Below are 22,820 nucleotides of genomic sequence, written 5' to 3' on the forward strand. Positions count from 1 at the left end.
CCGGGCGGGCGGGCGGGAGCGGGTGGGGCGCGGTCGCGGCGCGGCGGGCGAGCCCGGGGAGCGCCGCCGCCGCAGCCGGTCGCGGTGGCGCTGGCCGTCGGGGCCGGGGACTTCGCCGACTTGGCGCGGTACGGGCTGTTCGGCGAGCTCGGCCACCGGGACTACCTGCGGCGCACGGAGGAGCAGCTGACGGCCCTGTACCGGCAGGGGCTGGAAGTGCACCTGAGGGTCCTGGAGGCGCACGACTTCGAGGACTACTGCGAGGCGCTCGGCCTCGACCCGCGGGCGCCCGCCGCCCGGGTCGCCTACGCGGGCGATCCCGAGCTGGCCGGGGAGCCGTTCGTCTACGCCGGGGAGCGGCTGGCCGAGCTGGCGCCGGTGCTGCTGGACGACCACCGGGCCCGGGTGCGGATGTCCGTGGCCTGCGCGGCCCTGCTGGACGCCGTCGGCGACGACCCGGCCGGGCAGCGCCGGATGGCGGCGGTGATGCGGTACGTGACGTCGGTGTACCTGGCGCTGGTCGACGGCGCGGGGGAGGGCTGCCACCTGCTGACGCTGCGCTGCCACGGCCCCGAGGACGGTGAGGAGCTGACCTCGGCGGTGGACGTCTGCGTGGAGGGCGGTCAGCTCTACCCTGCGGGCCGGGACACCGAGGCGTTCTGCGTCACGCTGGCGGCGGGTGTGGCCTGCGGCGGTGCGGGGGCGCTGCTGCTGCACGGTGATCCGTCGGCGGACGGTCAGGGGAGCCCGGGTCAGGGCGGCCCGGGCGGTGGGAGTTCGACGGGCGATGCGGCGGAGCCCAAGGCCGACGGCGCCCGTGCGCGGCCGCCCGTGCGCGGCTGGGCGCTGGCCGACGGGCGGCTGCGGCCGATGACGGCGCACGAGGTGTTCGACGTGCTGGCCGACGACGCCGCGCGCGGGCTGCCGTTCCCGCCCGGAGTGGATCCGCGGCCGGGGTTCCCGTTGCCCGGGTTCCCGGGCCCCCGGGACGGGGGTGGGCCGCTGGGGTGAGCAGGGCGTCGGCCGCCTCGGCATCCGTCCCCGCATGAGGCTCCGCATCCGCCAAGCGGCGCTGGGGACTGTTCATCGACCGCCTGTTCGGGGAAGATTCGGAGAAGATCAACAGCCAGGAGCGCGGTACCCCACGCCGTCGCTCCGGCCGCTCCGCTCCGTACCGCGCCCCGCAGGCCTCTCCGCGCACCGCCGGTCCGGCGAGCCCGACAGCGAGAGGGGGGACGCATGAGCGAGCGGAGCGAGCTCGGCGCCGGAGGGCGCGTGCCGGCGGGCGCCCCGGCCGGTGACCCGTCCGACGCCCCCGCCGAGCGCTGCGAGGCCGGAGCATGAGCCCGATCGAGTACAGCGCGGAGATCGCCGAACTGCTCGGGAAGGTGCGGCGGCGCCCGACGGCGGGCTGGCCGTGGCGGCCGGGCGAGCAGGTGCCGGACGGGCTGCCGGTCAAGCAGTCCTGGGGGTGGCTGTTCGCCCCGGACGGGCGGGTGCTGACCCTGGTCAACCCCAGGGACGGAATCTGCTCGCTGCCCGGCGGCTCGTTGGAGCCGGAGGACGCCGGGGATCCGGCGGCCGCCCTGGCCCGGGAGGCCGCCGAGGAGGCGCAGGCGGTGATCGGCCGGCCGTACTACCTCGGTTACCTCTACGACCGGGTCGGTTCGGCGAACGGCGGGCACGAGTGCGCTCGGGTCCGGATGGCGGCCGCGCTGCGGGCGGTCGGCCCCAGCGTGACCGACCCGGCCTCGGGCCGGCACTACCGGCGGCTGCTGGTTGCGCCGGGCCTCGCCGTCGAGCTGCTCGGCTGGGGCGGCCCCGGGCTGCGCCAGGCACGGACGGCGGTGGCCACCGCCGTGCGCTGGCTCGGCGTGCCTGCTGCCGCGAACGAGACGATCGAGGAGCTCCCGGTCGAGGGTTGCGTGATCTCCCCGGGCACCGTGTACCCCGGATCGGGCAGCAGCCAGCCGTTCTGACGGCGGCTCACACCCGAGCCTCCCCGCGCAGGTCGGTGCTCGTGCGCCCGCCACGGTCCCCGGGCGCTCGCCGTGGCCCCTGCGTGCCCTGCGCGGTCCCCGGGCGTCCCTCCTCGCCCCGGGCTTACTCCGTCGACGCGCGCGTCGCAACCGGCCCGACGGTGGTCGGAGCTTGACTCCAGGGTGAAGTAGCCCTGAACGCAGGAAAGTTGCCGGTCTACGCGCGCAGTACTACGCGCGTCAAAACACACCTGTGCTGACCAGTACGAACTCACCGACTGTCGGCCGCCGTTCACCTCTGAGCTATCAGACGGTCCGTCAATATCTTTGGCATGAGCGCTTCCGGACGGCCCTACCGCCTGGTATCACTTCTGTGACCCCCCGCCAGCCCCACCTGGAGGTGTGATGATCCGCCCTGCCCGTGCCCTGTCCATCGCCGCGATTGCGGCAGGTCTGACCATGACGACGCTCTTCGCCGCCTCGTCCGCCAACGCCGCCGGTGTCAACTACGTGGCCCTCGGGGACTCGTACTCCTCCGGTGTCGGCGCCGGCAGCTACCTGAGCGACGGCAGCAACTGCAAGCGCAGCACCAACGCGTACCCGTACCTGTGGAAGAACGCGCACGCGCCGTCCACCTTCAAGTTCGTCGCCTGTACGGGTGCCAGAACGGGTGACGTCCTCAACAGCCAGATCTCCGCCCTGGACTCCAGCACCACGCTGGTCAGCATCACGGTCGGCGGCAACGACGCCGGCTTCGCCAGCACCATGCAGACCTGCGTCCTGAGCTCCGACGACGACTGCATCAGCGCCGTCAACACCGCGAAGGACTACGCGCTCAACACGCTGCCCGGCCAGCTGGACAACGTGTACTCGGCCATCAAGGCCAAGGCCCCGAACGCCCACGTCGTGGTGATGGGTTACCCGCGGATCTACAAGATCGGCGGCGACTGCATCTTCGGCATCGGCGACACCAAGCGCACCGCCATCAACGGTGCCGCCGACACCCTGGACGGCGTCCTCGCCAAGCGCGCCGCCAACGCGGGCTTCGCCTTCGGCGACGTCCGCAGCATCTTCACCGGCCACGAGATCTGCGGCAACCTGACCACCTGGCTCAACAGCACCACCCTGCCGGTCGACGAGAGCTACCACCCGAAGGCCGCCGGCCAGTCCGGTGGCTACCTCCCGGTCTTCTCGCAGTCGTGACGACGCGCTGCCGTGACGACGTGCTGCCGTAACGACGTGCTGCCGTAACGGCGTAACGCCGTGAGGACGTAACGCCGTGACAACAACGCCGCCGCCCCCTCCGGAGCCACCCGGAGGGGACGGCGGCAACGCCGTTTCAGCTGCCGTTCGCGGAAGGTCCGGGCCCGGCCGGCGGGAACGGGATGCCGGCCAGCACCGGCAGCAGTTCCGCCTCCTCGTGGTCCAGGTGCGCCTCCAGCTCCGCCGACATCCGGTCCAGCTCGCCGCGGAGCCGTTCCGGTTCGGTGACCGCGATTCCGGCCAGCAGCTCCACCAGCCGCTCCTTGATCAGCCCGATGGCCCGGTGCTGCTCGTCGAGCCGCGCCAGCACGTCGGCCAGCTCCGGGTGGCTGCGCGCGAGGGCGGGGAAGATCGCGGCGTCCTCGCCCTTGTGGTGGTGCGTCAGCCCGTCGCAGAACGCCAGGCAGTGCTGCCGCAGCTGCAGCCCGAGCCCGGCCGGTAGGCCGGGAACGTGGGCGTGCGCCTCCTCCCGTACGTGGCGCAGCTGGGCGCGCAGCCAGGTGTGCGCCTCCAGCACCTTGTCGGCGAGGGTGCGTACCACGGGCGCCGGCCCGTCGGCAGGCGGCTCGGGACGTTCCAGGACGACGACCGGCAACTCGCGCTCGGTCCGCGCCTGGTAGTCGCCGTACCCCGGCGCCGCCCGGACGACGGCGGCGAGCAGTCGCTCCCGGCGGGCGCCTTCGGCAGGGACGGCGATCACGTCGTAGGCCTCGGTGCCGAGTTCGACCCGGGCCACCGGGTGGGCCAGCAGATTGCGGTACCACTGCGGGTGCTCCGGCGCCCCGGCGGCCGAGGCGACGACCAGGAGCAGGCCCTCCGCCCGGACGTACCCGAGCGGCACGGTGTGCGGCCGCCCGGACCGGGCCCCGGTGGTGGTCAGCAACAGCAGGTCGCCGCCCTCGAACGGGCCGCCGACCCGCCCGCCGTTGGCGCGGAACTCCTTGATGACATTCAGGTTGAAGGACATGGGCATGTGTGTGTGGTGGATCTCCAAGAGGTGGGGGAGTCGCGGCCACACGCGGTGACGCTCAGGGGGTGGCGCATCGCGCGCACGGACAGCCCGGGGGCACCGCGGTGACCGCCTGGCGTCAGATCAGGGCAGCGGAGAGAGTCCTCATCGCGCATCGTCCCTTCGGAAAGGTGCTCGCTCGGCTGTCGGCCGGCCCACTGCTCTGTGGCCGACGCCGCGCTGCACGCGCCCATTAGAGCGATGTCCCGGGTGCGCTGTCAACGAGAGTGCGACGACGCGCCGCCGCTCCCCCGGGAGGCGGCGGCGCGTCGGGTCGGTGACGGCCGGGGGACGGGCGCGTCAGGTCAGTGCAGGTAGTCGGCCAGACCGGTCGGCTTGAGGCCGGCGGCGTCGGCGGCGGCCAGGGCGCGCTGGAGGTCGGTGGCCAGGGTGTCGGTCCAGTGCATCAGGACGACGTCGCCGGGCTGCAGCGGGCCCGGGTGCCAGATGTTGGAGGCGCCCCCGCTGAAGTCCGCGTCGGCGGTGAGCACGGTGCGGATGCCGCAGTTGGCGGCGGCCTGCAGGGTGTCGGCGTTCCAGGTGAAGAAGGGCGGACGGAAGACCACCGGCGCGGTGCCGAAGATGCGGGTCAGCGCGTCGCGGGCGTCGCAGATCTCGACCTGCTGCTGGTCCGCCGGGAGCTTGCTGAGGTCGGAGTGGGAGACGCTGTGGTCCTGGATCGAGGAGCCGGGTACGGCGGTGACCCGCTGGAAGAACGCCGGGTCGGCGGCGGCCGGCATCGGCAGCGGGAAGGCGGTGATCGGCAGGCGGTGGTCGGCGATGAACCGCTCCGCCTCGGGGGTGCGCTGCCAGCCGTCGTCCACGGTGAAGAAGACGACCTTGTCGGTGGTCGGCACGGAGCCCGCCGCCGCGGCCGGGGCCGGTGCGGGGCCGTCCACCCGGACGTCGTCCACCGAGAACGGGCCCTGCTGGTACCAGCCGTGCACGTACAGCCGGATGCTGTGCGCGTTCGGGCCGGTGATGAAGCGGGTGGTCAGCCGCTGCCAGCCGCCCTGGGTGCTCTCCGTCCAGTCGGGCGCGACGTCCCGGCCGGTGCCGGTGGCGCCCAGGTAGACGAAGTTGCCGCGCACCCAGGCGGAGGCGGTGTAGGTGGTGTCGGGCTGGACCGAGACGGTCTGCGTGCACTCGCCGGTGGAGTCGGCGTCCGCCGGGGTGACGGTCAGCGCGGAGGCGCCGGAGTGCGGGGCGGTGGTGGTGACGGCGGCCTCGGCCGGACCGCCGGTGCAGCTCCAGCCGGGGATGCTGCCCCAGTCCGCGAGGTTCGGCGCGGGCACCTCGAAGCCGGGGTTGGTCGCCAGGTTGACGGTCGGGGCGGGCGGGGAGCCCGGGCTCGCAGGGGTGTCGGCGGAGGCCGCCGGCACGGCGAGGGCGGTGAACAGCGCGACGGAGGCGGCCAGTGCCGACAGGCGGGTGGAGCCGTGGGTGGGCGGGCGCGTGGACATGGGCACGTGAGGACTCCAGGGTGTGGGGGAGGCGCCCCGTGGGGAGGGCGTGACGGAATCCGGGCGGGAGCGGAAAGGGATGGTGGGTGCGCCGCGCTCGGACCGAAGAGAAACAATGGACTGGACCAATCCACCCGTCAAGGGAACGGCCGGTGAACCGCTACGGCCATTGCGCCTGCGCCACAAGGGACAAGACGGACCGTCAAAGCCCGTATCGGACAAAGCGATCGGGAGACGGGTGGCGGACGTCAGTTCAGGTAGAGCTCCTCGATGTCCTCCGCGTAGTACTCCGCGGCCGCCTCCCTGCGCAGCTTGAGTGAGGGCGTGAGCAGGCCCTGCTCCTGGCTGAACTCCCGTGGCAGCAGCCGGAACGCGCGGATCGACTCGGCTCGGGAGACCGCCGTGTTCGCGGCCGCCACCGCGCGCTGGATCTCGACGTGCAGCTCCTCGTCGGCGAGCACCGCCCACGGGTCCAGCTGCTCCCGTCCGCGGGTCTTCAGCCAGTGCGCCAGCGCCGCCGGGTCGAGCGTGATCAGGGCGGCGACGTACGGGCGGTCGTCGCCCACCACCAGGCACTGGGAGACCAGCGGGTGCGCCTCGACCCGCTCCTCCAGCGCCGCCGGGGCGAGGTTCTTGCCGCTGCTGGTGACGATCAGGTCCTTCTTGCGGCCGGTGATGGTCAGGTAGCCGTCCTCGTCCAGCCGCCCCAGGTCGCCGGTCGCGAACCAGCCGTCGACCATCGACTCGGCGGTGCACCGCGGGTGGTTGAGGTAGCCGTCGAAGACCGAGGCGCCGCGCACCCACACCTCGCCGTCGTCGGCGATCGCCACCGAGGCGCCCGGCACCGGCTGCCCGACCGTGCCGAGCTTCTGCCGTCCGGCCGGGTTGGCGGTGATCGCGGCGGTGGTCTCGGTCAGCCCGTACCCCTCGTACAGCTGGAGGCCGGCGCCGCTGAAGAACAGGCCCAACTCGCGCCGCAGGGTGGAGCCGCCGGACATCACGCTGCGCACCCGGCCGCCCAGCACCGCGCGCAGCCTCGGGTAGACGGTTCGTTCGTACGCCAGGTGGCGCAGCCGTAACGCGGCGCCCGGCCCGGGGCCGCGCCCGAAGGCCTTCTGCTCCCGTGCGGCGGCCCAGTCCACGGCCACCTGCCGGGCCTGTTCGAAGAGTTCGCCCCGCCCGGCGTCCTCGGCGGCCCGCCTGGCCTGCTGGAAGATCTTCTCGAAGACGTAGGGGACGGCGTGCAGGAAGGTCGGCCGGAAGCTCTCCAGCGCGGGCAGCAGGACGGCGGTGGAGACGTCGGGGACGTGGCCGATCCGGAAGCCGCCGCGGATCGCCGCGATCTGCACGGCCCGCCCGTACACGTGGGCGAGCGGCAGGAACAGCAGGGTGGCGGGCCGGCCGCCGCCGGTGTCGCGCAGGACGTCGCCCCAGCCGGCGAGCAGGGCGTCGGCCTCGGCGGCCAGGTTGGCGTGGGTGATCAGGCAGCCCTTGGGACGGCCGGTGGTGCCGGAGGTGTAGACGACGGTGGCGATGTTCCGGGCGGCCACGCCGAGGCGTTGGCGGTGCACCAGCGAGTCGGGCACGCCCCGGCCGTCCTCGGTGATCGCGGCGACGCAGTCGCGGTCCAGCTGCCAGATGCCGGTGAGGTCGGGCAGCGCGTCGCAGACCGCGCCGACCGTCATCGCGGCGTCCTCGTCCTCGACCAGGCAGGCCACCGCCTGGGTCTCGGCGAGGATCCAGCGCACCTGCTCGGGGGCGGCCGTCGGGTAGACCGGGACGGTGATCGCGCCGATCGACCAGAGCGCGTAGTCGAAGAGCGTCCACTCGTAGCGGGTGCGGGACATCAGGGCGACCCGGTCGCCGTAGCGGACGCCGTGGGTGAGCAGGCCCTTGGCCAGGGCGAGCACCTCGTCCCGGAACTCCAGGGCGGTGACGTCCTGCCACGGTTCGTCCGCCGTCCGCCGTCGGGACAGCTGGACCAGGCCGGGGGTCCGGTCGGCGGTGTCGTAGAGGGAGTCGGCGAGTCCTCCGGCGGCCTCGGGGGCGGCCGCGGCGGGGCTGGTGAACTCGCGCACAGTCCTCCCCAGTTCGGCGCCGGTTGTCCGGGTGGAGCGAAACTATCGGATCGCTCCGTCACTGCCCAGGGTTGTGGCGGTGACGCGACGAGATCGGCACCGGCCCGCACCGATGGTGTCGCGGCCGGTGTGGCGGTCGATGTGGCGGTGGGCGTGGTGGTCGGCGTGGCGGCCGGTGTCGCGCTCGACGTGGCGGTCGGTGCGGCGGTCGGTTCGGCGCTCGGTGTCGAGGTCGGTGTCGAGGTCGGTTCCTGACGTGTGCGGGCCAAGGTGGCGAAGCGGACTGGTTCGACCCTCGAACGAGTGGTCAGGGCGTAGTAGAGTCGCGCAGACCCGTGGCCGGGAGCCCCCTCCGTACCCTCCTCACCGTCCCCCACCGCCCCACGCCGCCGTCCCACCGCTCCCACGGCTCCCGCCGTCGCGCCCACCCTCCCCGTCCGCGCCTGGCACTTCCCGACCGAGGACTCCATGCGTCTGCGCAGCAGCTCGATCCGCGCGAAGATCATCGCGCTGCTCCTGGTGCCCATCGTGGCGCTCACCGCCCTGTGGGTGTACGCGACGATCGCCACCACCGGGGACGCCTGGAACCAGCTGGCGATCAGCCGTACGTACAAGGAGTTCTCCGGTCCGGTCGACCAGTACGCCGGCGACCTGCAGAACGAGCGCCGCGCCGCCGTCCAGCGGCTGGCCGACCCGCGCTCGCCCGTCGCCCGGGACGCCTACGAGCACGCCAAGGCCCTCACGGACCGCAGCCTCGCCGTCTTGCGGCAGAAGAAGGACACCTCCGGCAGCAAGCTCTCCGCCCCGCAGCGAGGCCGCTTCGTGCAGATCCTCGCCGCCGCTGACCAGATCGGCCCGCTCCGCGCCCAGGTCGGCCGCGCCGCGCTGAACTGGGAGTTCGCCCTGGACCAGTACAGCGACCTGGTCAAGCCGGTGTTCGGCTTCCGCTCCGCCTACGTCGCCCGGCAGACCGGCCAACTCCCGCGCCAGGGCACCATCCTGATCGAGCTGGTGCGCGCCCGCGAGTACCTGTCGCAGGAGGACGCGGCCATGGAGGGCCTGCGCACCGGCGTCGCCAAGCCCACCGCCGAGCAGTACCAGGTCGCACTGGACGCCCTGCACAACCAGCAGGCGCTGTTCACCGTCTACGTCGCCGAACTGGAACCCGCCGACCAGTCCGATTACATCTCCCTGCGCGGCGGCGAGGCCTGGGGCGCGCTGGCCCGCGCCGAGGCCGACTTCGTCGGCGCCGGTGGCCCCGACCGGGTCGTCCAGGCCCTCAACAGCGACTCCTGGCGGGTGACCGCCGACCGGGCGCTCGGCGACCTCACCTCGATCGACAACCGGATCGCCGCCGGCCTGGACGAGAGCGCCCGCTCCACCGCGATCGCGATGCTCTGGCGCGGCGGCATCGCCGGGGCGGTCGGCCTGATCGCGGTCGTGCTGTCGGTGATGATCTCCTTCCGGATCGGCCGGGGACTGGCCCGCGAGCTGATCGGCCTGCGCAACGCCGCCAACGAACTGGCAAGCACCCGACTGCCCTCCGTCATGCTGCGGCTGCGCCGCGGCGAACCGGTGGACGTGGCCGCCGAGGCGCCCGAACTGCACTTCGGGGACGCCGAGATCGGCCAGGTCGGCCAGGCCTTCAACGCGGTGCAGCGGGCCGCCGTCGAAGCCGCCGTCGAGCAGGCCGACCTGCGCCGCGGCGTCTCGGCCGTCTTCGTCAACCTGGCCCGGCGCAGCCAGGTGCTGCTGCACCGGCAGCTCACCCTGCTCGACACCATGGAGCGCCGCACCGAGGACCCGGCGGAGCTGGCGGACCTCTTCAAGGTCGACCACCTCACCACCCGCATGCGCCGACACGCCGAGGGCCTGATCATCCTGGCCGGCGGCTCGCCCGGGCGCGCCTGGCGCAAGCCGGTCCGGATGGTGGACGTGGTCCGGGCCGCCGTCGGCGAGGTCGAGGACTACGCCCGGGTGACCGTCCGGCCGTTCCCCGGCACCGGCCTGCTCGGCAGCGCCGTCGCGGACGTCACCCACCTGGTCGCCGAACTGGTCGAGAACGCCGCGGTGTTCTCCCCGCCGACCACCCAAGTCACCGTCCAGGGCGAGGTGGTGGCGCACGGATTCGCGCTGGAGATCGACGACCGGGGGCTCGGACTGAGCGAGCAGCTGCTCGCCGAGATCAACGAACGTCTCGCCGTGGAGCAGGAGTTCGACCTCGCCGACACCGACCGGCTGGGCCTGTTCGTGGTCAGCCGGCTGGCCCGGCGGCACGGCATCCGGGTGCACCTGCGGCCCTCCCCGTACGGCGGCACGACGGCGGTGGTGCTGATTCCGCGCGAGCTGCTCGCCGAGGCGCCGGACGGGCTGCCGGAGCCGGCCGCGGCCGGGCGGCGGCCGGCGGGCGGCGGGCGGCGCGGGCAGCGGGACCTGGTCGCGGTGCCGGGTTCGCCGGCGGGGGGTGCGTCCGGGGGGTCCGGAGCGTCGGTCGGAGCGTCGGCTGCTGCGGTGTCCGACGGCGCTACGGGCGGCGTCGGCGCTGCGGGCGGCCCGGGCGACACCGGCGGGCGGCACCGGGATCGGGATCGGGACCGGGGGACGGGTGGGCCCCGGCCCTCCGCGCCGGAACCGGGTCGTACGGCGGGCGGTCTGCCGCGTCGGGCCTCGCGGGCCAAGGGTGGGCCGGTCCTGGTCCCCGTGCCCGGGACGGAGGCCGAGGAGGCGCCGGGGACGGGTCGGCACCGGCGGGAGGACGTGGTGCTGGCTGCCGCCGCCGAGGCCGTCGCGGCCGCCGAGACCGCGGCCGAGGCGGTGACCGGCGTCGGCTCCGGGGGCGCGCCCGTGGACGCCGCACCCCGGACGGCGGGCGGCCTGCCGCGGAGGGTCCGGCAGGCGAACCTGGCACCGCAGCTCAGGGAGCAGCTCACCGAGCAGCTGAAGGAACGATTCCGTGACGAGGGCGGGCCGGAGGACCGGACCGGGGAGGGCACCGCCGGGGACGCACGGGCGGCTCGTGACGCCCGGCAGGCCCGGGAGGCCCGCGAGGTCCGGGAGCGCTCGCCCGAGGAGGCCCGGGCCACCTTCGCGTCGTTCCAGCGCGGCTTCACCCGAGGGCGCGGCGCCACCGCCCCGGCGGACCGCACCGCCCCGGAGGACCGGACCGTCCAGGGGAGCGCCCAGCGACCCGGCCGGCCCAGCGCCGTACCCGCCTGGCAGCCGCCCGAGCAGTCCCGTCGGGCGATCAGCCCGGCGCCCTCCCCGGCGGCGCTGCCCGCGCCCTCGGACACCGGGCGGGCGCCGCTCGCCCGGCGGCTGCCTCCCGGACAACCGGTCCGCCGGAACTCGGACCCCGGATCATCCGTATCACCCGTGTCACCCGCCGTGCCGGTACCGCCCGTACGACCGGAAGCATCGGCTCAACCCGCGTCACCCGCGAAACCCGCATCACCTGTCTCATCTGCACGACCCGCACCACCCGCTCCAGCGGAAGGAACTGATTCATGACCACTTCGACGCAGCCGTCCGGGGACCTCAACTGGCTCCTGGACGACCTGGTGGGGCGCGTCGCAGCCCTGCGGCACGCGGTGATCCTCTCCAGCGACGGGTTGGCCACCGGTGCCTCCCGCGACCTCGACCGCGAGGACGCCGAGCACCTGGCCGCCGTCGCGGCCGGGTTCCACAGCCTGGCCAAGGGAGCCGGCGGGCACTTCAAGGTCGGCGGCGTCCGGCAGACCATGGTCGAACTGGACGAGGCGTTCCTGTTCATCACGGCCGCCGGCGACGGCAGCTGCCTCGCCGTGCTGAGCGACGCCGAGGCCGACATCGGCCAGATCGCCTACGAGATGGCCCTGCTGGTCAAGCGGGTCGGCGAGCACCTGGCCGCCGAGCCGCGCACCGAAACCGCCCCGCCGGTGAGATGAGCGGGCCGATGGCGGATCCGAAGGCGGACGTGCCGGACGGCCCGGAGGTGCCGGTGGGCACGGCCGGGCCGTCCGGTGCGGCGTCCTCACCGGACCGGGACGCTTCGCCGGACGGAGGCGCACCGTCGGACGGGGGCGCGACGGCGGCCCCGGGGTCTTCGGCCGGCCCGGGCGCGTCCCAGGATGCGGACACCACGGCGGACGCGGAACGGGAGGCCCCGGACGGGCCGGGGCCGGAGGTCGACATGTTCCGGCCGCGCACCCCGGTCGACGACCGCTGGTTCGACGACGAGGCCGGCCCGGTGGTGCGGCTCTACTCGATGACCCGCGGCCGCACCCGGCCGGTGGAGGAGGGGCTGTTCGACCTGATCTCGCTGGTCACCGCCGTCGAGCCCGGGCCGGGCTCGGGGGCCGTGCCCGCGCACGCCCTCGACCCGGAACACCAGATGCTGCTGGCCCTGTGCCGGCGCGAACCGCTCTCCGTCGCCGAACTCGGCTCCTACACCGACCTGCCGGTCAGCGTGGTGCGGGTGCTGCTCGGCGACCTCCACGACGCCGACCTGATCAGCGTCACCCGACCCGTTCCGCTCGCCGAGCTGCCGGACGAGCGCCTGCTGCGAGACGTGATCAATGGACTCCGTGCGCTCTGACCACCACCCCCGCCAGGACGGTGCCGCCACCCGCCCGGTGAACGCCAACGACCCGCAGTGGCGCGGCGGTCCGGCCGTCGCGGTGAAGATCCTGGTCGCGGGAGGCTTCGGGGCCGGCAAGACCACCCTGGTCGGCTCGGTCAGCGAGATCCGGCCGCTGCGCACCGAGGAGGAGCTCAGCGAGCTGGGCCGTCCGGTGGACGACACCTCGGGCGTGGAGGCGAAGCGCACCACCACCGTGGCGATGGACTTCGGCCGGATCGACCTGCGACCCGGCCTCGCGCTGTACCTGTTCGGCACGCCCGGGCAGGACCGGTTCTGGTTCGTCTGGGACGAGTTGGCGCGCGGCGCGCTCGGCGCGTTGGTGCTCGCCGACACCCGGCGGCTGGCCGACTGCTTCCCGTCGGTCGACTTCTTCGAACAGCGCGGGATCCCGTTCGTGGTCGCGGTGAACTGCTTCGACGGCACCGACCGGTTCTCGCCGGAGGAGGTCCGCGACGCTCTCGACCTCGACCCCGGCATCCCGGTGCTGCTCTGCGACGCGCGGCTGCGGGAGGACGGGAAGGACCTGCTCGTCGCGCTGGTCGAGCACGCCGCGGCCCGCCGCCGGCACGCCTTCGCCGGGGCCTGACCGCACCCCGGCGCCGCGGGTCCGTCTCATTCCGTCGTCCGCATTTCGGACGGTCGGCGCACGGAAGGTTGCCTAGACAGCCCCGGCCGTGGAAGGCTCTGTGGACGAGGGCCGCCCGGCCATGTCGTCGGGAACGCCGGACACACCCGTTCACACGGGCGTTGCGACCGGCGGACGGTCCTCGGCGATCCGGCGAAGCACCGTCGGCGCGTACCGGCAACGGTGCGTCGTCGCAGGCGGAAGTCGAACAGAGAAGTCTCACGCAGAACGAGGGGGAGGGCAGCAGGATGACCGTCGGCCAGCGACGCATCGCCACCGCCGTGTCCGGACCCCTCGTGCCCGGTCGCGCCACCCCGGGCCCTGCCGCCGCGGTGCTCACCGTCCGCCGCTACATCGACCACGCGCTGATCTGTAGCGCGTGTTGTCGCTGACCGGCCTGCCCCGTCCCGGTACGTCCCCGGCGCCTCCGGCCCACCCGGCCGTCGCCTGACGCACCGTCACCCGTCGACCAGGCCGTAGCGGACACCGCCGTCCGGCGTGCCCGCGGCCGACCAACCGGACCCGCCCAGCGGAGAGACCACCAGTGAACATCGTCTGCCTCGAACCTGCCCCCGGCGTCGCCGGCCGGATCCGAACGACCGGTCCGGCCCTCGCGATGTGCGCGGGTGGTGGACGGACCGGACGGTGGAACGGGCGCGCGAGCCGTGCCGTGGACAGCCGACGGGGTCGCCCCGACCTCGAACCGTTCTGGCCGTCCCGACAGCCGCACCTGTTCGATCAGACGTGTCCGGGCTCGCCCAGCGCGTCCCGGCTCTCCGCCCGCTGACCCGGTTAGGTCCGGCCCAGCCCAGGCAGTACGCCCGGTCGACGCGCAGACGACTCCACCCCGTCCGTCACGCGCGAAATGAGCGGCACACCATGTCTTCTTCTTCCACGGCCACCCTGCCCCTGCCCACCGCGACCCCGCACCTGCGCGCGGTCCGCTCGGTTCCCTCCGTATCCTCCGTCCCCTCCGTCTCGCCCCGCCCCGCCGGTCCCGCCACCGTCCCGGGTGCGCCCGGCCCGGTCGGGATCGCGGGACCGTCCGTCCCCCCGGCGTCGGTGGCCGAGCGGTGGCCCGGGGCGCCGGCCCGTCCGTCCCACGGCGGTCCGGCCCGTCCGCTGGCCGCCCCGACGGGCGTCCTCCCGCAGGCGGGCGCGGCCGCCCAGCAGGCGCCGCAGGCGCTGCTCGCCGCACTGCCGGAGGGGGCGACCGTCGTCGCCGCCCTGCCGCAGGCCGTGCTCCCGCAGGGGCTGCTCGCCCAGTACGGCATGCAGGTCGCCGGTGCGGCCGGCAGCCCGATGGTCGGGTACCTGGTGCTGGTGCCCGCCGAGACCGCAGCGGCGACGGGGGCCCAGGGCCTGCCCGGCGTGCCCGTCGCGTCCACCGCCTCGGCGGCGCCCGGAGCCTCCGGGGTGGCCGGGGTTGCCGGTGCCTCCGGGCTCGGTGGCCCCGTCGCCCAGGCTTCGGCTGGTGTCCGCCCGGTCCGTCCGGCCGGGCGGGGCATCAGCGTCGACACCGAGCGGCGCAACGCGTACGTCGACGGGCGGCTGCTCGACCTCACCTACCTGGAGTTCGAGCTGCTGGCCCATCTCACCGAGCACCCGCAGCGGGTGCACACCCGGGACCACCTGGTCTCCGCGGTCTGGGGCTACGGCCACGTCGGGGACGGGCGGACCGTTGACGTGCACGTCGCCCGACTGCGCCGCAAGCTCGGACCGGCCTACCGGGACACGATCGTGACGGTCCGTCGGGTCGGCTACAAGTACACCCCGGCGTCCGTCTGACGGCACCGGCCGAGCGCCGGTCGGTCGGCCGGTTCGCCGGTGGCGGCTGACAGAGAACAGCCGACAGATAACAGCTGACAGATGACAACCGACAGAAGACAGCCGACAGATAACAGATTTCGAAATCTGTTATCTGTCGGCTGTTATCTGTCAGCTGTCGGTCGTCGCCTGTCCGTCCAGGCCGTCCAGGCCGTCCGGCCCGCTCAGCGGCTCAGCAGGTCGATCTCCGCCAGCTCCTCGGCCGTCAAGGGTCCACCGGCCAGCGCGTCGAGGTTCTGGTCCAGCTGGGCCACGCTGCTCGCGCCGATGATCACCGAGACCACCCGCGGGTCGCGCAGCACCCAGCTCAGCGCCAGCTGCGCCAGCGTCTGCCCGCGCCCCTCGGCGATCTTGTTCAGTGCGCGCAGCTGCTCCAGCTTCGGCCCGGTCAGCGCCTCCTCCTTGAGGAACTTCCCGACCGACATCCGCGACCCCGCCGGCACCTCGCCCGAGAGGTAGCGGTCCGTCAACAGCCCCTGGGCGAGCGGGGAGTAGGCGATCAGGCTGGTCTGGGTGTCGCCCACCGCGTCCAGCACACCGCCCTCCTCCACGGACCGGTTGAGGATCGAGTACGCCGACTGGTTCATCAGCACCGGCGTCCCCAGCTCCCGCAGGATGGCCACCGCCTCCCGGTGTTGCTCCGCCGGGTAGTTGGAGATGGCGGCGTACAGCGCCCTGCCCGAGCGCACCGCACTGTCCAGCGCCCCCATCGTCTCCTCGATCGGGGTGTCCGCGTCGTAGCGGTGCGAGTAGAAGACGTCGACGTAGTCCAGCCCCATCCGGCTCAGCGACTGGTCGAGGCTGGCCAGCAGGTACTTGCGGCTGCCGCCGTTGCCGTACGGGCCGGGCCACATGTCCCAGCCGGCCTTGGTCGCGATGAACAGCTCGTCCCGGTACGGCCGGAAGTCCTGGGCGAACAGGTAGCCGAAGTTGCGCTCGGCACTGCCGTACGGCGGACCGTAGTTGTTCGCCAGGTCGAAGTGGGTGACGCCCCGGTCGAAGGCCCGGCGCAGCACCGCCCGCTGCACCTCCAGCGGCTGGGCGTCACCGAAGTTGTGCCAGAGCCCGAGCGAGACGGCGGGCAGCTGGACGCCACTGCGGCCGGCCTTCCGGTAGGTCATCGAGGCATAGCGGTCATCCGCGGCGAGGTAGCTCATGCCGGACATCCTGCCAGCCGGCGCCGGCGGATCAAGGCCTTGCCCGCAACTGACCGGTGCCCACCTCTCCCCGGCGCGGCCCGTCCTGCTGAGCGTCATCGCCGTTCTCCCGCCGGTCCGCTCGCCCGAGCGCCGCCCGCCCGCGCATTGCGCCGTGCACCCCCTGTGCGGCGCGCACCCCCCTACGCCGCGTGACGCCGGCAACCGTCCGTGACGTGACGCGCGCCACCGATCGCGCGGGAATGGCGCTCGGTGGCGCGGGGGATGACGAACCGTCGAGGGGCCGTGGCCGCCGGGGGGCGGCGCACGGCCCTCAATCGTCCGGCCCGGAATGCGGAAAACCACTAGCCCTCTGTACCTACTGGTATGTACAGTGATCCGCATGAGCACTCAGGACCGCCTCATCGAGAGCACCCAGGCCCTGCTCTGGGAGCGCGGCTACGTCGGCACCAGCCCCAAGGCCATCCAGCAGCGCTCCGGCGTCGGCCAGGGCAGCATGTACCACCACTTCACCGGCAAGCCCGACCTCGCCGCCGCCGCCCTGCGCCGCAGCGCCGAGGAGATGCGGGGCATCGCCGAGGCCGACCTCGCGGCCCCCGGTACCGCCTACGACCGCATCGCCGCGTACCTGCAGCGCGATCGCGACGTCCTGCGCGGCTGCCGGATCGGACGGATGGCCCAGGACCCGGACGTGGTCGTCGACCCGCAGCTGCGCGCTCCCGTCGAGGAGACCTTCGACTGGCTGCGCGGCCGGATCGCCGGCCTGGTCGCCGAGGGGCAGGCCGACGGTGAGTTCGCCCCCGGCCTCGACCCGGCCGACACCGCCGCGGCCGTGGTCGCCGTCGTCCAGGGCGGCTACGTCCTGGCTCGGGCCGCGGACAGCACCGAGCCGTTCGACCGTGCCGTCCGCGGCGCCCTCGGCCTGCTCGCCGCGCACCGCATGGCCTGATCCGCACCACCGGCCCCACCACCAGCCCCGCAGCCACCCCACCCGACCCGAGGAGCCCCGTCGTGCACGCCATGCAGTACGAGATCACCCTCCCCGCCGACTACGACATGGGCACCATCCGCAAACGCGTCGCCGACAAGTGCCATCTACTGGATGCTCACCCCGGCCTCGGCCTCAAGGCGTACCTGCTCCGTGAGCGCGGCCTGGAGGGCTCGCCGGTCAACCAGTACGCGCCGTTCTACCTCTGGCGCACCGCCGAGGGCATGAACAGCTTCCTCTGGGGCTCGGGCTTCCGCGGTCTGAGCGCCGACTTCGGCCGTCCCGTCGTCCACCACTGGCTCGGCACGGGACTGACGAGCGGCGCGGGCAGCGCGGGCGGGGCGGAAGCCCCGACCCCGACCACCGCCACCCGCGAGACCGTACGGCTCCCGGAATCCACCGACCCGGCCGAGGCCGTCGAGCGGGCGCTGGCCGAACTCCCCGCGCACCCGGCCCTGCACACCGCAGCCGTCGCCGTGGACCCGAGCCGCTGGGAACTGCTCCGCTTCGCCCTCTGGCACGGTCCGGCCCCCGAGGACGTGCCCGGCGCCCGCTACCAGGTGCTGCACCTGTCCCGGCCCGAACTCGACCGGCTGCCGTCCGGCCGCCACTGGTGAAAGGCTTCTCCATCCCGATGACTGCGACTCCGACCACCGCAACCCCGATGACTGCGGCCCCGACGGCTCCGGCCGCGCCCGCGCCCGCCCAGCCGATCCCCGCCCAGCCGATCCCCGCCCAGCTGGTGCCCGCCGACCTCGCCCCGGCCACGCTCGACCGCGAAGCCGGCTACGCCCTGCTCGCCGACCTCGCCGGCCCGGTCGCCGCCACCACCCTCGGCGGCCTGGACGCCCTCGCCCCCGGCTTCCCCGACTGGATCGTCACCAGCCTCTTCGGCGGCACCTACCAGCGCCCCGGCCTCGCCCTGCGCGACCGCCAGGTCGCCAACCTGGCCGCCCTCGCCGCCCTCGGCGGCGTGGAGCCCCAGCTCGCCGACCACGTCCGCAACAGCCTGCGGATCGGCATGACGAAGGAGGAGATCACCGAGGTCCTCGTCCACCTCGCCCCCTACGTCGGCGTCCCCAAGACCCTGGCCGGCCTGCGCGTCGCGGCCGCGACCTTCGCCGAGGCATCCGAAGCGCCTGCCGCTCGGGAAACCGCCGAGGAGCAGGCGTGACCCGCACCGTCCGCACCGTCCTCGGCGACCTCGACCCCGCCGACCTCGGTGTCACCGACTCCCACGACCACCTCTTCATCCGCAGCCCGCTGCTGCCCGGCCAGGAGCTGGACGACCCGGCCGCCGCCGAGGACGTCCTGCGCGCCTACGCCGCCGCCGGCGGCCGTTCGTTCGTCCAGTGGACCCCGTACGGCATGGGCCGGGGCGCGGACTCCCTCGCCGCGCTCTCCCGCACGACCGGCGTCCGGATCGTTGCCGCGACCGGCGCGCACCAGGCGGTGCACTACGGGTCGGGCGCCGAATCCGCCTCCGACGGGCTCGCCGAACGCTTCGTCACCGAACTCACCGCCGGTCTGCCGGGCGCAGCCGAGGGAACCCGCGCCGGGCTGATCAAGGTCGCCGACGACCCGGGCCCCACCACCGAGCACACCCGCCGGACGATGGCCGCGGCCGCCGAAGCGCACCACGCCACGGGCTCCCCGATCGCCGTCCACCTCGAACCCGACGGCGATCCGCACGAAGTCCTCTTCCGCCTGGTCACCCGCCACGGCGTCCGACCGGACCGGATCGTCCTGGGCCACCTCACCCGCTTCCCCGACCGCGCCGTGTACCGCAGTCTTGCGGCCGAGGGCGTCCACCTCGCCCTGGACAGCCCCTCCCGGGCCGGCCACCCCGCCGACCTCCAGGCCTTCGACGTGATCGCCGACCTGGTCGAGGCGGGCCACGCCACCCAACTGCTGCTCGGCGCCGACACCACCACCCGGACCGCCCGGCGGGCCGGCGGCCCGACCCGACTGCTCACCGACCTGGCCCCGCGCCTGGCCCGCACCTTCGGCCCCCAACTGCCCGAACTGCTCCTCACCACCAACCCGGCCGCCGCGTTCGCCGCCGACTGGCGCACGCCCTGACCGCACCGAGCCCGCCCCCGTACCGAGCCCGCTGCCACGCCGAGCCCGCCCCCGTACCAAGCCAGCCGCCGCACTCCTGTGGCCGACTCCTCCAGCCCGGGTTTGAATCCGAGTAGCCCTCCCACCGGATGAGGAGCATCCCCAGAGAGGCGGACCCGACGATGCCCGCACCACCGACCGCCTGGACCGCCTCGTGGCTCGCACCCGCCCGGCTCGCCGTCGCGGCCTTCGTCGCCGTCGCCCTCTGCTTCTCCGGCTACCGCGCGGCGAACGACCCCACCGGGGTGGTGAACTTCTTCAGCTACTTCACCAACCTCGCCGCCATCGCCGCCGTCGCCGTCCTGGGCTACGGCGGCTTGGCGGGCCTGACCGGCCGCCGCCCGGTGCCGGATACGGTGCGCGGGGCCGTGGTGCTCTACGTGGCGATCACCGGGCTCGTCTACGGGACGGCGCTGGCGGCGTACCCGGAGCAACTGGTGGTCCCGTGGGTGGACGACGTGGTGAACCGGGTGCTGCCGCTCCTCGTGCTCGCCGACTGGCTGCTCGACCCGCCCGCCCGGCGCCTCCGCCCGGTCACGGTGCTCGGCTGGCTGGCGTTCCCGCTGCTCTACCTGACGTACGCACTGCTGCGCGGCCGGGCCGCCGACTGGTACCCGTACCCGTTCCTCGACCCGAACCTGCACGGCGGCTACCGCCGGGTGGCCGGTGCCTGCGTCCTGACGGCGGCGGGCTTCCTGCTGGTCGGATCCGCCGTGGCCGCGGTGGGCAACGCCCTCGCCGCCCGGCGCGCCGCCCGGTCCGGAGCGGTCCCGAGCGGCCGCCACGCCCGCCCGGGGACGGCTGACACCTGACGGCCGACCGTGCGCTGGCCGAGAACGAGGGCGGGGCCTCACGGGGAGGGCAGGCGGGTCACATGTGGGTGCCGCCGTCGATGCGGAGCTCGGTGCCGGTGACGAAGGCGCCGTCGTCGGAGGCGAGCATGGCGATCACGCCGGCGACGGTCTCGGGGCCCGCGAAGCCCTGGCCGAGGGCGGGGGAGAGCTTGGCGAGCAGGCTGAAGTCGGCGTCGGCGGGCAGGCCGGGGTTGTTGGTCATGCCGCTGTCGATGCTGCCCGGCGCGACGCAGACCGCGCGCAGGCCCTGCTTCGAGTACTCCGAGGCGATGGCGTGGGTGAAGGACTGGATGCCGCCCTTGGTCGCGGCGTACGCGGCCATGTAGGGGTGGGCGAAGCTCGCGGAGGTGGAGCTGAAGTTGACGACCACGCCCTTGCCGCCGGCGAGCAGCGCGGGGAGCGCCTCGCGGGTCATCAGGAAGGTGCCGGTCAGGTTCACCGCGAGGAGCTTGTTCCAGAACTCCAGGGTGGTCTCGTGGGTGTGCGAGGAACGGAGGATGCCGGCTGCGTTGACCAGGACGTCCAGGCCGCCGAGCCCGGCAACTGCCTCGGCCACGCCCGCGACGACGGCGGCCTCGTCGGCGATGTCCAGGACCTGGAGGGTCAGGCGGTCCGCGGTGCCGTCGGCGGTCGCGCGGTCCAGGGTCCTCTTCAGGCCGTCCTCGTTGACGTCGACGGCGACGACCTTTCCGCCCTCGGCGAGGATCCGGTGCACGGTTGCCTGGCCGATGCCCGAGCCGCCGCCGGTGATCAGGACGTTCCGTCCGCTGAAGCGCTCCATGGTGGTACTCCGTTCGTTCGTGGCCTCTCGACCTCACGAGGCACGGTACGCCCAAGTGGCACGGTGTGCCAACAAGTCGTTGTGTGCCACACGGGCACGAAGCGCCACTGTGGCACCCGTGCGCGTAGGCTGACTCCCGTGACCGGACGCCCGACCCTGAACCAGCGCCGCCGTGACGCCACCCGGCTGGAGATCGCCCGTACCGCCGCCGCGCTCTTCGCCGAGCAGGGCGCGGAGGCGACCACCGCCGAGGAGATCGCCCTGGCCGCGGGCATCTCGCTGCGCACCTTCTACCGGTACTTCTCCGTCAAGGAGGACGCCGTCGCGCCGCTGCTCGCGGCGGGCGGGCGCCAGTGGGTCGACCGGCTCGCCGAGGGCTCGGCCGACCTGCCGCTGCGCGAGGCGCTGGAGAGCGCCGCGGCCGCCTCGCTGACGCCGGCCGACGAGGCGGGCGCCGAGATGATGCTGTGGACCCGCAGCCTGCTGCGCGACCCGCGCCTGGAAGGCGCCTGGCAGCGCGTCCATGCCGACTCGGAGGTGCGGCTGCGCGCCGTCCTCGCCGAGCGCTGTCCCGAGGGGACCGACCCGCTGGAGATCCGGCTGGCCGCCGCGGCCGCCACCGCCGCGATCCGGGTCGCCCTGGAGCAGTGGGCCTTCTCCGACGCCCCCGCCGCCGGCTCCGGCTCCCCGCAGGAGCTCGGCGCGCGCTGCATGCGCGAGCTCACGGCGGGGCTGCGGCTCTGGGAGCGGCTGGCCTGACTGAGCCCGGCCGGGCGGACGGATGGATGGGGCGCGGGGTTCCTCCCGGCTGGCGCTAGGGTTGGTCCTCGCGCCCCGGCGGGGGAACCGGGGTGACCTCCTCGGATGTCCCAGCGGTGGGGACTGGAGTTCGAGGCGTGGGAGCAAGCAGGACATGGGTCTGACGAGCCACAAGGTGTTGGCGCTGACCGTATTGATCGCCGTCGTGATGACGGTCGGCACGGTCTGGCTGTGGCCGAGACTCGCCCGGAAGAGCTGGCAGGCGGTGCTCGGCCGGATCGGTGCGCTGCTCGCCACCCAGCTGGCGGTGCTCGCCGCGCTCGGCCTCGTCGCGAACAACTACTTCGCCTTCTACAGCAGTTGGGGCGACCTGCTGGGCACCGGTGACACCGGCCCGGTGGTGATCCACAACAAGGCGGACGCCTCCGGCCGCCTGCTGGTGGAGACGATCGGCCACGCCTCGGTCAAGGGTGGCGGCGCGATGGGCCGCGAGCCGGGCCAGTCCGGTGAGATCCGCAAGGTCCGGATCGACGGCGCGGTCAGCCGGCTGTCCATCGAGGGCTACGTCTACCTGCCCCCGCAGTACTTCCAGCCGGAGTACGCACAGAAGCAGTTCCCGGCCGTGATCGTGAGCACCGGATTCCCAGGAATCGCCGAGAACCTGATCACCCGCTTCAACTACCCCGGCGCGGCGCTCAAGCTGCTGCAGGAGGGCCGGATGCAGCCGACCGTCATGGTCCTGGTGCGTCCCTCGCCCGCCCTGCCGCAGGACACCGAGTGCGAGGACATCCCCAACGGCCCGCAGTCGGACACGTACTTCACCAAGGACGTGCCCTCGGCGATCCAGGCCAGCTTCCGGGTCTCGTCCGATCCGCAGGCCTGGGCCTTCATGGGCAACTCGACGGGCGGCTACTGCGCGCTCAAGCTGGCCATGCGCCACCCGGACGTCTTCCCGACCGCCGTCGCCCTCTCCGCCTACTACGACGCCGCCGACGACCCGACCACCGGCGACCTGTTCGGCGGCAGCAAGCAGCGCCGCGACGAGGCCAACCTGATGTGGCGGCTGAAGAACCTGCCGCAGCCGAAGGTGTCCGTGCTGCTGGCCGGCACGAAGAAGGGCGACGGCAGCTACCGCCAGGAGACCGAGGCCTTCGTCGACGCGGTGCAGAGCCCGATGAAGGTCTCGTACAGCATGCTGGAGAACGGCGGCCACAACTTCGAGACGTGGAGCGCGCTGCTGCCGTCCTCGCTGGAGTGGCTCTCCCAGCACCTCAAGGTGCCGAACCAGACCGTCTGAG

Annotated in this window: 21 protein-coding genes; 16 read left to right on the top strand and 5 right to left on the bottom strand. The window is 73.8% G+C overall.

The genetic code is table 11. From position 1 onward, the window contains the following. Positions 1 to 84: 84 nt before the first annotated feature. The 3 genes from BX285_RS28165 (at position 85) to BX285_RS28175 (ending at position 3,182) form a co-directional block, all read left to right on the top strand. Positions 85 to 1,011, top strand: a complete 927-nt coding sequence (locus BX285_RS28165) for a hypothetical protein (RefSeq protein ID WP_121178638.1) — start codon at positions 85 to 87, stop codon at positions 1,009 to 1,011. A gap of 329 nt (positions 1,012 to 1,340) precedes the next feature. Continuing rightward, positions 1,341 to 1,979 (top strand): hypothetical protein, encoded by a 639-nt coding sequence (locus tag BX285_RS28170; RefSeq protein WP_183107241.1) that lies wholly within the window; start codon positions 1,341 to 1,343, stop codon positions 1,977 to 1,979. Between the two features lie 405 nt (positions 1,980 to 2,384). After that, positions 2,385 to 3,182, top strand: coding sequence for an SGNH/GDSL hydrolase family protein (locus BX285_RS28175; RefSeq protein ID WP_097235329.1), 798 nt, complete (start codon positions 2,385 to 2,387; stop codon positions 3,180 to 3,182). Between the two features lie 136 nt (positions 3,183 to 3,318). Here BX285_RS28175 and BX285_RS28180 read toward each other — a convergent pair whose 3' ends face one another. The 3 genes from BX285_RS28180 to BX285_RS28190 form a co-directional block, all read right to left on the bottom strand. After that, on the bottom strand, positions 3,319 to 4,215 hold the full coding sequence (locus tag BX285_RS28180) for a nitroreductase/quinone reductase family protein (RefSeq protein ID WP_121178639.1): 897 nt from the start codon (positions 4,213 to 4,215) through the stop codon (positions 3,319 to 3,321). Positions 4,216 to 4,556: 341 nt separating this feature from the next. Next, positions 4,557 to 5,714 (bottom strand): polysaccharide deacetylase family protein, encoded by a 1,158-nt coding sequence (locus BX285_RS28185; RefSeq protein WP_121178640.1) that lies wholly within the window; start codon positions 5,712 to 5,714, stop codon positions 4,557 to 4,559. A gap of 248 nt (positions 5,715 to 5,962) precedes the next feature. After that, complete coding sequence (locus tag BX285_RS28190; protein WP_121178641.1) at positions 5,963 to 7,792, bottom strand: long-chain fatty acid--CoA ligase; 1,830 nt, start codon at positions 7,790 to 7,792, stop codon at positions 5,963 to 5,965. 129 nt (positions 7,793 to 7,921) lie between these two features. On the opposite strand from BX285_RS28190, the gene BX285_RS38740 reads away from it, so the two are divergent. The 6 genes from BX285_RS38740 to BX285_RS28215 all read left to right on the top strand — a co-directional run bounded on the left by BX285_RS38740 (position 7,922) and on the right by BX285_RS28215 (position 14,823). Continuing rightward, the gene (locus BX285_RS38740) at positions 7,922 to 8,047 is read left to right on the top strand and encodes a hypothetical protein (protein ID WP_259470820.1); all 126 of its coding nucleotides are present in this window, start codon (positions 7,922 to 7,924) and stop codon (positions 8,045 to 8,047) included. Between the two features lie 213 nt (positions 8,048 to 8,260). Continuing rightward, positions 8,261 to 11,299: a nitrate- and nitrite sensing domain-containing protein gene (locus BX285_RS28195; RefSeq protein ID WP_121178642.1), complete on the top strand. Its 3,039-nt coding sequence runs from the start codon at positions 8,261 to 8,263 to the stop codon at positions 11,297 to 11,299. Further along, positions 11,296 to 11,715: a roadblock/LC7 domain-containing protein gene (locus BX285_RS28200; protein ID WP_097235324.1), complete on the top strand. Its 420-nt coding sequence runs from the start codon at positions 11,296 to 11,298 to the stop codon at positions 11,713 to 11,715. The genes BX285_RS28195 and BX285_RS28200 overlap by 4 nt, the downstream gene beginning before the upstream one ends. A 245-nt stretch (positions 11,716 to 11,960) precedes the next feature. Continuing rightward, complete coding sequence (locus tag BX285_RS28205; RefSeq protein ID WP_097239848.1) at positions 11,961 to 12,365, top strand: DUF742 domain-containing protein; 405 nt, start codon at positions 11,961 to 11,963, stop codon at positions 12,363 to 12,365. Further along, positions 12,346 to 12,996: an ATP/GTP-binding protein gene (locus tag BX285_RS28210; protein WP_121178643.1), complete on the top strand. Its 651-nt coding sequence runs from the start codon at positions 12,346 to 12,348 to the stop codon at positions 12,994 to 12,996. Before BX285_RS28205 ends, BX285_RS28210 begins: the two co-directional genes overlap by 20 nt. Positions 12,997 to 14,157: 1,161 nt before the next feature. Beyond that, on the top strand, positions 14,158 to 14,823 hold the full coding sequence (locus BX285_RS28215) for a winged helix-turn-helix domain-containing protein (RefSeq protein ID WP_121179056.1): 666 nt from the start codon (positions 14,158 to 14,160) through the stop codon (positions 14,821 to 14,823). A 203-nt stretch (positions 14,824 to 15,026) separates the two neighbouring features. Here BX285_RS28215 and BX285_RS28220 read toward each other — a convergent pair whose 3' ends face one another. Further along, positions 15,027 to 16,019: an aldo/keto reductase gene (locus BX285_RS28220; RefSeq protein ID WP_097235322.1), complete on the bottom strand. Its 993-nt coding sequence runs from the start codon at positions 16,017 to 16,019 to the stop codon at positions 15,027 to 15,029. Between the two features lie 382 nt (positions 16,020 to 16,401). Between BX285_RS28220 and BX285_RS28225 the strand changes: the two genes are divergently transcribed. From BX285_RS28225 to BX285_RS28245, 5 genes are all read left to right on the top strand, one after another. Further along, a complete protein-coding gene (locus tag BX285_RS28225) occupies positions 16,402 to 16,968 on the top strand; it encodes a TetR/AcrR family transcriptional regulator (RefSeq protein WP_121179057.1) in 567 nt (188 codons plus the stop codon). 62 nt (positions 16,969 to 17,030) lie between these two features. Beyond that, positions 17,031 to 17,624: a DUF4865 family protein gene (locus BX285_RS28230; protein ID WP_121178644.1), complete on the top strand. Its 594-nt coding sequence runs from the start codon at positions 17,031 to 17,033 to the stop codon at positions 17,622 to 17,624. Between the two features lie 47 nt (positions 17,625 to 17,671). Continuing rightward, positions 17,672 to 18,181 carry a carboxymuconolactone decarboxylase family protein gene (locus tag BX285_RS28235; protein WP_121178645.1) on the top strand — a complete coding sequence of 170 codons (510 nt, stop codon included), beginning with the start codon at positions 17,672 to 17,674 and terminating at the stop codon, positions 18,179 to 18,181. Beyond that, a complete protein-coding gene (locus tag BX285_RS28240; RefSeq protein ID WP_121178646.1) occupies positions 18,178 to 19,089 on the top strand; it encodes a phosphotriesterase in 912 nt (303 codons plus the stop codon). The genes BX285_RS28235 and BX285_RS28240 overlap by 4 nt, the downstream gene beginning before the upstream one ends. 161 nt (positions 19,090 to 19,250) lie before the next feature. Next, on the top strand, positions 19,251 to 19,940 hold the full coding sequence (locus BX285_RS28245; RefSeq protein ID WP_121178647.1) for a Pr6Pr family membrane protein: 690 nt from the start codon (positions 19,251 to 19,253) through the stop codon (positions 19,938 to 19,940). Between the two features lie 58 nt (positions 19,941 to 19,998). Here the strand turns inward: BX285_RS28245 and BX285_RS28250 are convergent, their stop codons facing one another. Next, entirely contained in the window at positions 19,999 to 20,763 is a 765-nt protein-coding gene (locus tag BX285_RS28250) for an SDR family NAD(P)-dependent oxidoreductase (RefSeq protein WP_097235317.1), read from the bottom strand. Between the two features lie 138 nt (positions 20,764 to 20,901). On the opposite strand from BX285_RS28250, the gene BX285_RS28255 reads away from it, so the two are divergent. Together BX285_RS28255 and BX285_RS28260 are read left to right on the top strand one after the other, a co-directional pair. Continuing rightward, entirely contained in the window at positions 20,902 to 21,522 is a 621-nt protein-coding gene (locus tag BX285_RS28255; protein ID WP_257032299.1) for a TetR/AcrR family transcriptional regulator, read from the top strand. A gap of 154 nt (positions 21,523 to 21,676) precedes the next feature. Then, positions 21,677 to 22,819 carry an esterase family protein gene (locus BX285_RS28260; RefSeq protein ID WP_121178648.1) on the top strand — a complete coding sequence of 381 codons (1,143 nt, stop codon included), beginning with the start codon at positions 21,677 to 21,679 and terminating at the stop codon, positions 22,817 to 22,819. Position 22,820 lies beyond the last annotated feature (1 nt).

Origin of the sequence: Streptomyces sp. 1114.5 (assembly GCF_003635085.1) — a bacterium.
Lineage (GTDB): Bacteria > Actinomycetota > Actinomycetes > Streptomycetales > Streptomycetaceae > Kitasatospora.